General features: G+C 49.3%; 8 protein-coding genes. All 8 read right to left on the reverse strand.

Features of this window, described 5'->3' with window-relative positions; translation table 11 throughout:
* Positions 1-198 precede the first annotated feature (198 nt).
* Positions 199-1437: an MFS transporter gene (locus tag BMW65_RS02360; protein ID WP_090602452.1), complete on the reverse strand. Its 1239-nt coding sequence runs from the start codon at positions 1435-1437 to the stop codon at positions 199-201.
* Between the two features lie 12 nt (positions 1438-1449).
* On the reverse strand, positions 1450-1899 hold the full coding sequence (locus BMW65_RS02365) for a nuclear transport factor 2 family protein (RefSeq protein ID WP_090602453.1): 450 nt from the start codon (positions 1897-1899) through the stop codon (positions 1450-1452).
* 24 nt (positions 1900-1923) lie between these two features.
* The gene (locus tag BMW65_RS02370) at positions 1924-2889 is read right to left on the reverse strand and encodes a hypothetical protein (protein ID WP_177180962.1); all 966 of its coding nucleotides are present in this window, start codon (positions 2887-2889) and stop codon (positions 1924-1926) included.
* 16 nt (positions 2890-2905) lie between these two features.
* Positions 2906-5080 carry an outer membrane protein assembly factor BamB family protein gene (locus tag BMW65_RS02375; RefSeq protein ID WP_090602455.1) on the reverse strand — a complete coding sequence of 725 codons (2175 nt, stop codon included), beginning with the start codon at positions 5078-5080 and terminating at the stop codon, positions 2906-2908.
* Between the two features lie 14 nt (positions 5081-5094).
* Positions 5095-6468 carry an enolase C-terminal domain-like protein gene (locus tag BMW65_RS02380; protein ID WP_090602456.1) on the reverse strand — a complete coding sequence of 458 codons (1374 nt, stop codon included), beginning with the start codon at positions 6466-6468 and terminating at the stop codon, positions 5095-5097.
* Between the two features lie 146 nt (positions 6469-6614).
* Entirely contained in the window at positions 6615-9059 is a 2445-nt protein-coding gene (locus BMW65_RS02385; protein ID WP_177180963.1) for a Kelch repeat-containing protein, read from the reverse strand.
* A 288-nt stretch (positions 9060-9347) separates the two neighbouring features.
* Positions 9348-11555: a DUF7133 domain-containing protein gene (locus tag BMW65_RS02390; protein WP_090602460.1), complete on the reverse strand. Its 2208-nt coding sequence runs from the start codon at positions 11553-11555 to the stop codon at positions 9348-9350.
* Positions 11556-11694: 139 nt separating this feature from the next.
* Complete coding sequence (locus BMW65_RS02395; RefSeq protein WP_177180964.1) at positions 11695-15441, reverse strand: glycosyl hydrolase family 95 catalytic domain-containing protein; 3747 nt, start codon at positions 15439-15441, stop codon at positions 11695-11697.
* Positions 15442-15540: the final 99 nt, after the last annotated feature.

The following is a 15540-nucleotide window of genomic DNA, read 5'->3' on the forward strand; positions in this document are numbered from 1 at the left end:
AGACACTCGTGCTTTATTAGAGAATCAAAATTTATACAATTGGTCGCTCAAAATTCGATGTCAAGATTAAGCTGGAAGGCATAATAAAGCATTAACAAAGCATTAACAACGTTGAATTGATAGTCAGCATAAACACAAAAAACTCATTACCAACAGCATAAATAACAATTCAATCAACGTAACTTTGTTGTTAACCTGTTAGGTTCGCTTCACGACGATTACCGTCAGGATGGCTGAAGATAGCAGGGCGACCGACATCAAGATATAAGATGCCCCAAAACCACCGGTAGCGCCATTCAGATAGCCCACGATATACGCACCACCAAAAGAGCCTAATGCACCCATGCTGTTTATTAATCCTAACGCGCCGCCTGCTACATTTCGTGGTAAAATTTCTGTGATTACAGCAAAGAAAGGCCCATAGGGTGCATACATTGCACCTCCTGCGACCACCAGCAAGGTGAAGGACAGCCAAAAATTGCTCGTTCCAAGCAGGTATGAGCCGTAAAATGCCACAGCACCAATGAGCAGGAACGGCCAAATGAAAATTTTCCGGTTTAGTGTTTTATCCGAATAATGAGAGGCGGCCAGCATGGCGATAATCGCCAGGATATAAGGTACCGCCGACAACCATCCGGTAGTCACGATATCCATGTTGGGTGCCGCTTTGATAATGGAAGGAAGCCACATGACAAAGCCATATAGGCCAAGGCTCCAAAGCAGGTACTGCAAACACAGTAAAATCACTGACTTTGAACGAAACGCCTCTGCATAATTTTTTACCGCTTTGATGCCTTGCTGTTCTTCCCTTAGTTGTTTTTCCACGGCGTCTTTCTCCATTTCGGTCAACCAAGTAGCGTCTTTGGGCTTCTCATCAATCATCTTCCACCAAATCAATGCCCACACGAGGGCGGGAAGGCCTTGGAGGATAAACATCCAACGCCAGCCTAGTGAGTCAACCAGGTAACCCGACAACACCGACATCCAAAGTACAGTTGCCGGATTGCCCAATATCAAAAAGGTATTCGCCCGGGAACGTTCCTGTTTGGTAAACCACTGGCTCAATAGGATCAGCATGGCAGGCATCACTGCACTTTCCACCACGCCCAACATAAACCGGATAAAAATCAATGCGGATACATTATTGACCATTCCGGTGGCCGTTGCAAAGCCCCCCCATAATATCAACGACCAGAAAATGAGTTTCTTTGCACTTTTATGCGCGGCATAATGGGCACCCGGGATTTGAAAGAAAAAATAGCCCAGAAAAAAAAGTGAGCCCAAGAGGGAGGACATCCCCGGCGTGATGTTCAGATCGTCGGCCATGCCGCCTGCAGCGGCAAAGCCGAAATTGGCCCGGTCGAGATACGCCAAGCTATAGGTAATGAAAACAATCGGTATAATGCGATACCACCTTGATTGCGCTAAGCTACTCATCCGTGTCTCTTTTTAAATCTTGACCGCCTGACGGGCTACCAACCGCAATTTGCCTTCTTTTTGGATCCATACCTGCAATACTTTCAGGTTGGTTGTCCCCGGTTCTTTTCCCTCATCGGCGGTATGGCCGAATAGTTCGTGCCTGACAATAGCGGTATTGCCTATTACATTAATCGTCTGTGCCGAAAACTCCAGGCTTGTAAATTTAAACTTGCCGCTTACCATGGAAGCAATACAGGTGGCTTGGTCTTCAATCAAGCCGTTGGAGTGCCCGTACGTCAAGGATTCGTCTAATAGTTCTTCAAATACTTCCTGGTTTGGATTCAGCATCACTTCCCGGAAGGATGCCACGGCCGCAGCCACTGTAGCCTCTGTTGGGCCGCTCTCATTGGTTTTATCCGTCTGCTGGTTACAACTGGTAGTTATCACTACGGCTGTCAATACGATTAATGCTTTTTTCATAATGCTATAGATTTAAATTTATAATTAATGATGGTATTCGTATGTTATTGTCCAGCCGAATGTTTGTCCGGGTTCAACCCGCACATCAATATAAGGTTCTGGGCAAACGGTTGTTGGAGACGACCAGAAAACCATTTTGGCAATGGGCTTGTCTCCACTTATTTTCACGCTGGCACCACTTTTGGTATTTTGCACTTCAAGCGCATAGTCAACTAATCGCCCGTCAGCCAAATCAGGAAAGTAGGCTTGTTCGCCTTGTTGCAATTCCCTTAAAAAAACAATTTCATTGCCTTCCAGACCAACAACGTCCCCCAATCCTTTGGCTCCTTGCGGAGACAAGGTGTCTCCCGGAATCTTTACGCGGTAACCCGGTCCCGTGTGCTCGTTGTCGATCACGAAGAAATTATGGTTATAGACCCGTGTTTCAATCACCTCGTCACCGGTGTTTTTCAACGTATGTGTCAATACCATTCTGGCTTCCCCGGTTGGTAGGCTGACGATTTTGCTGTATACATAGGGGTAGTCCGAGTTTTTAAGTACGTGCGTAAACGACACTTGCTGTTCACCGGTTTCGACATGCCATTCCCCCGGGTCTGCCAGGGTATACCGTCTGTGGAAAAGATAAGCTCTTTCATCTGGCCGCACCAAGTTTCCCACGCCAATCTTGACAAATTGATCGCCGGCCTGCGCTTGTTCAAATCCCAGGGGCTCAAACTCCTCGACTGGGCCGACAATGCCATCGTGTCCCAACGGGTCATGTGTGGCAAACCACTCGCCATGGTATTGGTGCCCGGCATATTCAAGCACTGGAATTACCCCCGACCAATCAAACCTTGTCCCCCTGTAGTACCCTTCATTTGGATCGGGTAAATAAAGTGTTGCCGTTACCAGTCCGTTGGTTATTTCAACGTGCGGAAAAGGGCGATCGTCCGGATTTGCAACCACAGGCAGTGCCCCTATCATCAACGCTAACAAGCCAGGTATCTTCATCAGGATAAAGATGCAATTATTTAAGTGCAAATGCCACATAATTTCCTCCCAGTTTAGCCCCCCTTGCTCCGCCCGCTGCAATCACCACATACTGCTTGCCCGCCACCTCATACGTAATCGGAGTAGCAAATCCACCCGCAGGTAGCTGGTATTCCCACAATAGGTTACCCGTTTTTTTATCGAAAGCCCGGATCCGTTCATCCCTTGTCGCTGCAATGAAAAGTAGCCCCCCAGCTGTTACAATCGGCCCCCCATAGCTTTCAGTACCGGTGATGGGCACGCCCTTTGCCGTCAATTCGGGAAACTCCCCAAGCGGTACCCGCCATCGGTATTCGCCGGTGTTCAAATCGATCGCGTTTAATGTGCCCCATGGTGGCTTCACTCCGGGGTAGCCATCTTGGTCGGTTAGCCGTTCCCACACTTTTTTTACATACAGGGGTTTGAAACCAAAAGACGGTGGTTTGCTGGCTTGCTGCCCGCCACTTTGCTGGTTGCCTGCCGACGGTGTTGCTATGGCTCTTGGATTGAGCAGGTAATCGACAATAGCGTCCCGATCATCCTCCGTCAAATGCTGGAAGGAAGGCATCCTTCCGGTACCCGCTGTGACCACCTGTTTCAGCTGGGCCGCGGACATTCGATTGCCGACATCTGCGAGGCTGGGAAATTCCAGTCCATTTCCCTTCCGATCGCCTCCGTGGCAAGACGCACAGTTGATGGCATAAAGCGCGTTTCCCCTGGATAATAGCGCCGTCTCCTTATTCAACGCTACGGTGTCTATCATTTGAAGTATCCATGGATCGTCGTTTGCATTCACGTACAGTACGCCCTCCGGATCAGCGGCATTCCCGCCCCATTCGGCTCCGCCACTGTACCCAAACAGCAGTGTTCCCGCTGTATTCGGCAGTGAAAATTTATGATCCGAGTGGTATTTCAAGTATTGTTCTTTAATGTAAGCGTGTGACTCCGGCGAGATGTCGGTAATGTCCGCTTCCGTAAAGGCTTGCCTTGAAAAAGGCTGTGGCTTAAGCGGAAACTTTTGTGTAGGATACGGATATTCCCCGGGTAATCCATTGGTGGGCACCGCCCTTTCTTCTACAGGGAATAGCGGTGTCCCCTTATCCCGATCCAGCAAATACAATACCCCATCCTTTGTAGCCTGGGCCACTGCATCTACTTTTTTCCCTTGATGATTCACCGTAACCAAGTTGGGCTGGCAGGATATGTCACGATCCCATAGGTCATGGTGTATGGTTTGGTAATGCCAGGCCAATTTTCCCGTCTCTGCATGGAGTGCCACCACGCAATTGGCAAACAGGTTGCTGCCTTTCCTATCGCCCCCATAGAAATCCGATGCCGGAGAACCGGTACCGAAATACACCATCCCGCGCTTTTCGTCCAGGACCATGCCTGCCCAGCTGTTGGCCCCTCCTATCTTTTGATAGGCGCTATCCGGCCAGGTATCGTAGCCTGCCTCACCCGGATGCGGGATGGTATGGAACACCCAACGCAGCTCGCCGGTGTTCACATCAAATGCGCGAACATGGCCGGGAGCCGCATTACCGCTCTCCGATACTGCCGAACCCACAATATAAATATCTTCATGGATCACACCCGGACTGGTGGCATTTATGGATAGTCCGGCTACCTCTTTTTCCAACCCGTCTCCGATGCCTGCATATAAATTGACCACCCCCTGCTCTCCGAAACTTGCGACGCGTTCACCGCTGATCGCATCAATAGCATACAAGCTCGGACCAACCGTATACAGGATCCGCTTGTCGTTGCCCCGTTCCCAATAAGCGACTCCCCTACTGACATGGATCCTGCTTTCAGGTGGTTCGAATTTCCACAGCAATTCACCACTACCCGCATCCAAAGCGAACAATTTTAGGGCCGGTGTTGTACCATACAGGATGCCGTTTACAACGATAGGCTGGCATTGGATCTGCAACGCCCGTGGTTGCTTGCCCGGCTCCGGTTCTTCAGCAGCATTGAACATCCATGCCACCTCCAGTTGGTCCACATTGCTGGTATTGATTTGGTTGAGTGGCGAATACCGATTACCTGCTTTATTCCCACCATAGACCGGCCAGTCCGTCCCCGTTTCATACGAATAAGTCCCTCGCTCTACGCAGGACATGTACCCCAGCCCTGCAATCAACAAATAACTGCAACATCTTATCCTCGTCATCAGGCAACATCGATTTATGGCCGTATAATGGTACCATCATATTTGCGAATGGTCCATTTTGATTTAGTCCCTATCGGATATTTCGCTGCTTCTTTTTCATTGATGTCTATGCCCAGGCCGGGCGTTTCATTGACTTTGAAATACCCGTTTTCAATGGTAGGCGTGCCGGGAAATACTTCGTGTACCCGTTCATTAAAAAACTGGGATTCCTGGATGCCGAAGTTCCAAACGGCAATATTGATGTTGTTATTGGCGGAATGCCCCACCGGAGAGGTGTCGCCCGGTCCGTGCCAAGCCGTGCGGACATTGAACCACTCGCCCAACCTTGCCACCTTCATGGCCGGTGTAATACCCCCGATTTGTGAAATATGGATGCGGATAAAATCAAAAAGCTGATTAGCCATGTAATCCCTGAACTCATTGATGTTGTTAAACAACTCACCCATGGCCAGCGGGACGGTTGTCGCCGCTCGCAATTTTTTAAACCAGCCCATATTTTCCGGCGAAAACGGATCTTCAATGAAAAACGGCCGATATTCCTCCAACCGCTTAATCATGTTAATGGCATCTATCGGTTCAACCCGTTCGTGGACATCATGCAGCAGCTCGATGTCCTCTCCGAAGCGTTTCCTGACCGCCTCAAACATTTTGGGCGTATTCTTGAGGTAAGTACGCTGGTCCATAAATTCGTCTCCAGGCTTGCCATAGCCAGCTTTCTGGAAATCCGGCACGAAGTCCTGATTCAGTCCCACGCCACCGTATCCACCCTGTTGGATGCGAATATGCCTGAATCCCCGCTCGATATACCGGGCCACACTCTCGCATACCTCCTCAAAGTCGCGCCCACTGGCATGCGCATAGGTATCGATAGCAAAGCGCGTCTTCCCGCCCAACAATTGATGTACCGGTACTTGAGCACGTTTGCCTTTGATATCCCACAGTGCCTGATCCAATCCCGACAAGGCATTGTTCAATACCGGACCATTACGCCAATAGGAACTGACATAGGCCGATTGCCACATGTCTTCAATGTTGTCTACGTCCCTGCCCTGGCAAAATTCATTCAGATAGGTGTCAATGGCTGGGATCACAACGGCGGCCCGCTGTGTATAAGTGGCACAACCTAATCCATAAAGTCCCGGTTCGGACGTTTCTACTTTCACGATGACCAGGTTGTTCCCTCCTGGAGCGGTGGTAATTGCCCGTACTTTCGTAATGGTTACCGGAGCTGCTCCCTTTGCATATTGGGGCGTTTCTTTGTCCAATGTCTTGGCCTTGGAAGTAGACATTCCCCCCAATAAACCGAACATACCTGCGGCCGAACCCATACCAAGCATTTTGAGCATGTCACGGCGATTAGCTAGTGTTGCTTTGTTTTTAGAATCCATAATGGTTAATGGTTATAAATTGGTGTTATGCGATTATTGTCGCAAAAAACTTTTCAAGAGTACGGCTGACCCGATAACAAAGTATTAACAAAAGCTTAATTGCGGGTCATTAAGCGGGCCTTTATTTATAAAAATCGCTGCTGTACCTATGAAAGTACCTTCTTATAATCTTTGCCAAACTCCTCGCCGTAAATCTGACGATATTCATTGCAGAAATTTTCAAACGTCTGGGTAGCCAGTGAGTGATTGCCCATATAAGCCAGTGCCTTGCATTTAATCGTCATGGCCTCCTCATGCACCGGATCAAAATAGAAAATATAATTGGCAAGCTCGACCATGAACTCTGGGTCTTCGGCAATCTGTACACTTTCCGCGAAACGCATGTAGGTATTGATCACTTGGATGGAAGCCTCTGCCTTAAACGAGTCCAACCATTCATAATCCGTTTCGGAAAGGAAACCACCCCGCTGCACAATGACCGACAACTCCTTGATACGCTCCTTATCCAATGCATCCTTGTTGGTAACGATGGCTAAATAATTCTTATAGTCAATATAAATATCATCATCGGCATCAAATCGCCAATAGCCCGTCTCTTTGGAAATTTTCGCGCGTCCCATTCGCTCTAATATGGTATTGATTTTAGCAATGTTGACCGAACGGTTATTACGGGCGCTTTCGGTAGATTTGTCAAACCAAAATTGTTCGGTCAATTTTTCAGAACTGATACCCCGCCCCCAACGGATAGTATGCAGCAATACCACCAAAAACAGCTCTTTGATAAGCGGGGTGAAACTGCGTGTGATGTCTGTTCCTCCGGTATCAAACAATTGCAAATCACCGCCGAAGAGAAATATACTGCTCTTATATTGCTGTTTTTCGATAGGTGCGGAGGAACGCATCTGCTCTTCCTTAGGTCGCACAATAGGCGACTGGGAATCGATAGGCGGAGCCGTATCCTTCGGATCCTTTTTGCGTCTCAATACGTATAATCCTACCAACACCACTACTCCCAACCCAAGTCCGAGGTAGGCCATATTTCGGGTCAACCATTCATTTTGCGGGCTGTTCTTCGCCGTGTTATATGGTAGTGGCGGACTGTATAAGGAATAGATCTTGGCTGTGGTGACGTCTATATCGTCATAGTACAGCGTCACAGCCGCAAACCGTTTGCTATCTGGGCAATAATATAAATCCGAGAAGGAACGAATATCATGAAACAAATAAGGAATCGCACCCCCAAGTTTTTTTAATTCAGGCTGGGTCAGCGAACCGGCAACCAATTGCAAATTGGCGTTATATTGGTGCTTTGGGAATATCAATCCATAATATTGATTGGTGGCTTCATCGATGACCAACGAATTGGCCCATACAAAATCGTCCTCGCCGGGTTCAAGTTCATATTTTTTTGAGAATGTTCGACTTTTAACATCAAAAAATTGTAAATCATACAAGTTGCGTGGGTTGAGCATTTGCTGGCCCGAGACGCTTCCATAGCCACCGATAATATACGCTCCGTTTGGGGTGGCTCCCAAGGCAGCGAGGTACCGTGGAATCAACGGATCACCCGTTGCCTCAATATTGTGCCATGTACCATTCAAGCTGTATCGATGAATTTCGTTTTTGAACAAAAAATGTCCATATCCCCCGATAAAATACAAGCTACTGTCTGCTGGTGAATAAAACTTATTGAAATGAAGGTAGCTTGTACCTACTCCGGGGTAGTTAAAATTTTCGGACCAACTCAGTGAAGCAAAATCAAACACAGAAACAATGCGCTGATCGATACATATATTCAACAGTTGATTGTGTGCCGTATCGAAAAAAGATTGGTTACCGTTCACTAACAACAAGGGACCGGAAGCGTATTTGAAAACATGGCGTTGTCCCGTTGGTACGTGGATTCGTAGCAGCGAGTCCCTGCCCACGATGAATACACTTTCTGTCTGGGGATCAAAAGCCGCACTTGCTCGTCCGCCCACCGTGATGTCCTGAAGCAATCCCCACTCATAGTGCGATCGCCTAATCCATTGCGGGTTTCTGACCATGGCGGTCATTCCCTTCACTGCATCATCGATTTCCGTACCCTCTTCTTCATCCAACGGCCAATGGTGGGCCAAGCGATCGCCTTGCCGGACTTGTATATCCCGGATTTTCATCGCAGGTACGTCGGTGGTCTTAAACTCCTTATAGTTGTTGTATCCGAACAATACTTTCACGCAACCCCGTGGATCAATGGTCAACTGTTCATGGAAAACCTTGTCGCCACAGGTCACGATGACCTGTTTCGATTGTGCGTCCAATTTGATGGTTATTGGTACCCATTCATTGAACAAAGTGTTGGAATCGATATTAAATGCAATGTTGGAGAATTTCTCACCCATTACAATTTTAAAATGTTTCTCAACATTATCAAGCCGGTCATACAGCAAATCGATGTTAGTTTGATCATTTACGATGATCCGTACAACATAACCAAAATAATCCGACCGGTTCGGCACAAAGGAGAGATCAAATGACAGTTCGATATCATCATCAAAACAGATTTGTCCATCGCTGCTTAAGTCCAATCCCGTTCGCTGATCCGACACCGTTTCATGGCTGGCAAAACCCAACCCATACTGTGCATTAACAACTAGTGGAGATACGCATATACACCCTACGATGCACCACAGAATAATATGAAGAGTCCACGATCTCAATGCCTTATTATAGATTTATGAATTGCAATATATCAATAACCAATCCATACACCAAACAAATGAAAGTTTAGTGTATGGATTGGTCAATTGCATTCGCCATTCAAAAATAGGCAATTTAAACCAATATGCGGTATAATATTATGGATATGCCACGATAGCAGTCAATTCGCTTTATCCTTAGTTGTCCAATTCTTCCTTGGTCCAGGGCTTGGTCCTGTCGGCCGTCTGCTCCCGTATGCGTTTTACCCTCCTTTCGCGAACAACAGATGCTTTATTACCCAGGTCATTGCGGATGTAGCTGATTACTGCTGCGATGTACGCATCGTCATTAGCTCCCAGTGGAGGCATCATGTTGGTATACGTTTTGCCATTTATGGGCCCAGTAAGTCCATGAAGCAGAATCTTGACCAGCTTATCCGGATCTCCGTTTACGTCAGGATTTGAAGCCAGCGAAGGGGCCGCCGACCCACTCCCGCCAATGCTCATGCCCTTGCCGTCAAATCCGTGGCACGACGAACAGAATTCCTTGAAAATAGTAGCTCCACGGGCAACAAGCTTGCGGTCGGCTATTGCAAGCAATGCTGCCTCTTTTTCTGCCTGCGCACGCTCAACCAACAGCGAAGCATATTTCTCCTGGGATGCGGCCAACATGTCGTCCGGATAGCGCTGCACCAAATGGTCAATAAGCGCCTTTGCTCGCTCCGAGCCATCAAATCGCATATTCAACGCCAATTGGAAGCGCACTTCAGGATCTGGATCTTCTTCAAGTGCAGCCAATGCTTCAAAGAGCCCTCCATCGCTTTCCCATTCCGATCCATCACCTATCCACACTGCGGTCCTCCGCACCTGTGCATCGCTGTCTTTCAACGCCGTTAGAAGCGTAGCACCATCCAAAACGCCAAGGCCTTCCAATGTCCACAGCGCATGGATACGTGCCAGCGGCTCGGGTGACGAAACAGCCATATCCCTAAGTGCCGGTGCTACCGATGTGTCTCCCCTCAATACCAGCAGCTTCTGTGCATTCTCGCGCCACCAGCCATTCGCATGCCCAAGGTGATGGACAAGCTGTGCCGGAGATTCGTCAAGCATTTTTGGTTGGGTCATATCCCGCTCCATCCCTTCGTAAACCAACCGGTAGATTCGGCCCCTCCCGATGTTCTTATCCAAGCCCCGATCCAGGATCTTCGGCCGAAGGAAGCTTCCGTCTTTCGTCCATTCGCTCTCCTGGATGATACCCCGGTACATATCCACGATATACATATTGCCATCAGGGCCTGTCTGTGTATTCACCGGCCGGAAATTCATGTCCGACGATGCGATGAATTCCTCATGATCGTATACGTTTGTCAATGTAATCTTCCCCCCGGTATTCGTCACCTTAGCGCGCCTAATCAGCCTGCCCACAGGCTCGCAGATAAACAAGTCTCCCTTCATGTCCTCGGGCAATGAAGTCCCCCGGAAAACCGACTGTCCCGTGCATGCCGTGAAATGGTTCAACGTACTATCCGGGCGGAGCCTGTTCAGCCCTCCTTGCACATCGGGCGTGGAAATCACCGGCCATACCGCCTTGAACTCGTCATCGTACTGGTCATTGAAATCCAAGCGTCCGTAATATGGGTTTTGCTGGAAGCCCAGTGCAGGGATTTCAGCACCAGCCGCTGAAAAATACAGCCGGCCATAATCGTCATTAGCCAATCCCCATTGACCGCCCGGACTTTCTTCCAGCTGCTCAGCAACCAACTTTCCGTCGGCATATCGATACCGTACATTCTCGACCGTCACGTAAATCCGGTTGTCCAGGTTCCACACTAAGCCACTTCGCTGGTGTTCCAGATTGTTTGTGTTTGGCCGGTCGTTTTGAAAAACGACTTCCTTTTCGTCAGCCACACCATCACCGTCGCTATCCCTGTAACTATAAATACTGTTGTCAAATGTCTCGGCGACGAGCAACCTATCGTCCAATGTCAATATCATCCGTGGCAGCACCAAGCTGTCGATGAATACCACCGACTTGTCCATCCGGCCATCCCCATCTGTATCTTCCAGCCGCTTTATCGAACAAACCGGTGTCATCTCGCCCGTACCGTTCACGTCCTGCATGTACGTGTTCATCTCCGCGACGAACATCCGTCCATTGCCATCCCAGGCAATAGCGACGGGTTCATGGATCATCGGCTCACTCGCCACCAGCTCCAACCGATACCCCGGCTGCAGGTAAATCCGTTCCATGCTCTCTTCCGGCGATAGGTATGCCCCCGAAGGGACCGTGTCTACGATAATGCGGCCATACTCATCCCGCTGCAAAGTCCCGCCACGCCTGTGGCAGGAAGACAACGCTAAGAGCGTGGATAAGCCTACTAACGTTGCTATATTTAATTTTGTCATAAAATGATTGTTTAGTTAGTTTACATTGCTTGTCTTAAGGATCGCCGGGCCAATGGGGTTCTAACCAACTATTTAGTTGTAGAAAATGGACAGCACTCTTGCCGCCCACTTTCCAAGATAGGCCTTGATCGACAGTATATTAGTTGACTTGTTTTAAATCGCCACTTATCAATAAAATTTGTCCGGCCTTGGTTTTAAAAGTGGCTTTCTCATTGCCCAATCGCAGGGTTAGTCGTCCCCCTTTTTCTGCCAAGACACGTGCTTCTTTCAATTTACCGGCTTCCCATGTAAGGTCAATGACAAAACCACCGCGTGCGCGCAGCCCTTTGATGGAGCCTTGCATAAGTACTGTTGGCAACGAAGGCAGCAAGTGCACCTCAAACTGGCCGTCTTTAAGCGGTACATGGCTCTGCACCAGCATCTCGGCAATGGCCGCCGTAGCACCGAAGTTGCCGTCAATCTGGAACGGTGGATGATTGTCAAACAGGTTGGGCAACGTCTTCTCACGCAAGAGCACACCCAACAGCTTGAACGCATGGTCGCCATCATGCAAGCGGTTCCACATGTTGATTTTCCACGCCAATCCCCAACCGGTACCATCATCTCCCCGTGCGATCAGCGTCTTTTTGGCTGCTTCCGCAAGCTCGGGGGTTCCGGTCACCGATATCTGATTGCCGGGATGGAGTGCAAACAAATGGGAAGTATGCCGGTGATGCGGTTCCACTTCCTGATAATCTTCTACCCATTCCATGACCCGGCCGGTGGCTTCGCTGATGCGGATGGGTGCCAAGCGGGAGAGTGTTTTCAAGCACGTATCCCGGAAGGTTTTATCAATATCCAGAATTTTCGCAGCGGCAATACAGTTGGTCAACAAATCATGGATAATTTCCAGATCCATGGTAGCACCGTACGTAAAGACGGAGTGTTCTCCATTCGGCAACACGAACGCATTTTCCGGTGAATAGGACGGATTAGTCACCAACTTCCCGGCTACAGGTGTCCTTGGAGGGGCTTCTACCAAGAAATCAAGGATAAATTCAGCCGCTCCTTTCATCAGTGGATAAGCCCGCTGCCGCAGGAATGCGGTATCCAATGTATAGCAGTAGTGTTCCCAAGGGTGTTGGGCCAACCAAGCAGCCCCTACGGGCCAGATACCTTGTGGCCCGTCTGCGGGTGCCGTGAATCCCCATGCGTCCGTCAGGTGGTGTACTACCCAGCCATCGGCGCCATATAATACCTTTGCGGTACGTTGGCCCGGTTTTACCAAGGCCTCCGTCAGATCAAACAACGGCAAATGCGTTTCCGATAGGTTCGTAATCTCCGCAGGCCAATAGTTCATTTGGAGGTTGATGTTGGTATGATAATCTGCATTCCAGGGTGGATTCATCTGCCACGCCCACAATCCTTGTAGGTTGGCAGGCATCGTGCCTGGTCGCGAACTCGCGATCAATAGGTAACGCCCGTATTGAAAAAACGTTTCGACCAAAGATGGGTGGGGCTGGCCTGCTTTCCTTGCATCTTCCAGCAATTCGTCTGTCGCCAATTCCCGGGCCTTCTCATCTTGTGCGCCCAATTCAAACTGCACACGGTTGTAGTAATGCTGATGTTCCCGGATATGGGCCGCCTTCACGGCTTCATACGATTGGCCCATCGCATGGGCTATGATGTTGGCACAACTTTCCTCCGGAATACCGGGGAAATCGAGCATACCGTCACTGATATGTTCAAGACCGGGATAATTTGTTGCACCGGCGATGTACAACGTCAGGGTATCGGCACCTTCCACCGATAGGACGTGGTTATGAACCTGGACATGCCCCCCCGTGGTCACGGCTTTTATTTGTGTGGCAAAGCGAAGACCGCGGGCATTTCCGTCACCGTCTTTAATGGGAAGCCTGCCTTTCAGCAACAACGACGATGCATCGGTGGGATGTGGCATTGTTTCAGTATCTTGCTGGCGCCGCAAGGTGAATGAATTGCTGATTTTCCCACCGTCGCTTGCTGTAAACCGTACGATGATGGCATTATGTTCGGATGAGGCAAAGCTTTCACGAGTATACCAGACGCCATCGTGTTTATAGCGCACGGTGACCACACCTGTGGTCAAATCGAGGCTCCGCGTATAGGATTCTGCGTTAAGGTGTGGCGTATCAAACCACAATTCAGCAAGTGATTGATAGGGCTTGACACCTTGTGGACGCCCCATCATCGTTTGCTCCGCCAACTTCACGGCTTCATTGTTTTTGTCTTCAAATAACAAGCGCCGTACTTCGGGCAATGTCTCCAGTGACTCCGGGTTATTTGGATCCAGTGCATAGCCATCCCATAGGGAACTTTCATTCAACTGAATCCGTTCATCGGCCACACCACCGAATACCATGCCACCTAACCGGCCATTGCCGATAGGTAGCGCCTCTTCCCATACTTTTGCGGATTGTTTATACCATAGTATGTTGCGCCCCGATGGGCGCTCACCAGCACCAGAAAACGACGCCCGATCCAGCCACTCGGACCGGATATCACCGGTACGTGAACTGGCTGGGGAAGTCTGCTCCACGGCTTTTACGATAAAATCAACAATAGGTGCGGGATTTGGGAAACTATGCGGATGGTGTTTGAAACCACGTTTCATCATCACGGTGATGTCACCCCCCTGTGCCTTCACCTTTTTTTCAAAAGCCAGCGTCTGTGTCTCCGGATCTACCGCCTCATCCTCGTCTGCGCAGAGGACAAGGATGGGGTAGCCTCCACGTACGATGTCTTCAATGTTGTCCATCGGGCTTCCGGTAAACTGATCAAGCGCTTGGTCGGTCTCCAGTCCATAAGCCTTGCGGATGTCTGCCGTAAGTGGGCGTCCCTGCTTAGCGTAAGCACGCATATCAAGCAATGGATTGTCAATATATACACCAGCCACCTTTTCTGGATTCGCCGCTGCCCAGTTCAACGCATACACGCCCCCACGGCTCATCCCTTCAAAAGCGGCCTTACGGTTCAATCCAGCATTGTATAGGATCGCATGAAATTCGTCCCACAGTGCAATAGCCTCTGGGTTTCCCAATAATTCGGCGGCGTCGCAATAGGCGATATGGAAACCACGTTCCAGCAATGCAATATCGGCCTGCGGTTCGTGCCCCCAAAAGCGGGCCCGCCACACCCAGGGTCTGTCATTGGCCGTCCGTTTAGGTTGCACCACTTTACAAGCCCGTCCGTTCAATGAGAATTCAGCAGTTGTATAGCCATAAAAGGAAGAGGTGGTATACGGGCGTTCAAGGTGCTCGAAAAGATCATAAGCACCATCACCTTCCTGAGTTGCTTGCTGAAACAGTCGCTTAGCAATGATGCTTGCGGCTTCTTCACCGGGGTGGATCTTGTCTATATACAGATCGGACCTATCAATGAGCAAGGAATGCATGTCCAGCACTTCAACATCCTCTTCCAAGGCAACCTGCTGCATAGCTGGAATGATGTCTTCCACAATCACCTTATCCCATATCTGGTTGGTATCGGTTTCAAACGATTTAAAAGGAAGCATCAGTATGACTCGTGGCTGCGACGGCAAGCGCCTAAACGACTGTACCATTTCGCGGCAGTCGTCGATCAATTCATCATAGTGCGGTCGGTTGATCGCCTTTGAGTCATTACCCCCCAAATCAATAAAAACCAAATTCGGGTTGAGCGCCAGCGCATCCCGGTAAGCCTGGGTGTTCCAATATGGCGAATCTCCTTTACGGAGCAGGGTGGTGCCCCCAACGCCAAAATTAGTTACTTGGTAACGCCTGCCCAATAAGGCTTGCAATTGCCCGGGATAGGCTCGTTCACTTGGATTTGTGATGCCATGCCCCCCGGTAATGCTGGCACCGACGCATGCCACTTTTACTTGTGCCATTGTGCCCAGTCCACTGAGGCAAAACAGACCTATAAAAAGATAAACTTTTAATTTCAATAGGATTACCATATTTGTGTTTATAATTAAGTGCTGCTAAAA

The organism is Parapedobacter koreensis, assembly GCF_900109365.1.
In the GTDB taxonomy this organism is placed as follows: domain Bacteria; phylum Bacteroidota; class Bacteroidia; order Sphingobacteriales; family Sphingobacteriaceae; genus Parapedobacter; species Parapedobacter koreensis.

Excerpts from the sequence above, each read along its gene's own strand:
- BMW65_RS02360 (WP_090602452.1), bottom strand. The coding sequence starts at position 1,437 with ATGAGTAGCTTAGCGCAATCAAGGTGGTATCGCATTATACCGATTGTT.
- BMW65_RS02365 (WP_090602453.1), bottom strand. The coding sequence starts at position 1,899 with ATGAAAAAAGCATTAATCGTATTGACAGCCGTAGTGATAACTACCAGT.
- BMW65_RS02370 (WP_177180962.1), bottom strand. The coding sequence starts at position 2,889 with ATGAAGATACCTGGCTTGTTAGCGTTGATGATAGGGGCACTGCCTGTG.
- BMW65_RS02375 (WP_090602455.1), bottom strand. The coding sequence starts at position 5,080 with ATGACGAGGATAAGATGTTGCAGTTATTTGTTGATTGCAGGGCTGGGG.
- BMW65_RS02380 (WP_090602456.1), bottom strand. The coding sequence starts at position 6,468 with ATGGATTCTAAAAACAAAGCAACACTAGCTAATCGCCGTGACATGCTC.
- BMW65_RS02390 (WP_090602460.1), bottom strand. The coding sequence starts at position 11,555 with ATGACAAAATTAAATATAGCAACGTTAGTAGGCTTATCCACGCTCTTA.
- BMW65_RS02395 (WP_177180964.1), bottom strand. The coding sequence starts at position 15,441 with ATGGCACAAGTAAAAGTGGCATGCGTCGGTGCCAGCATTACCGGGGGG.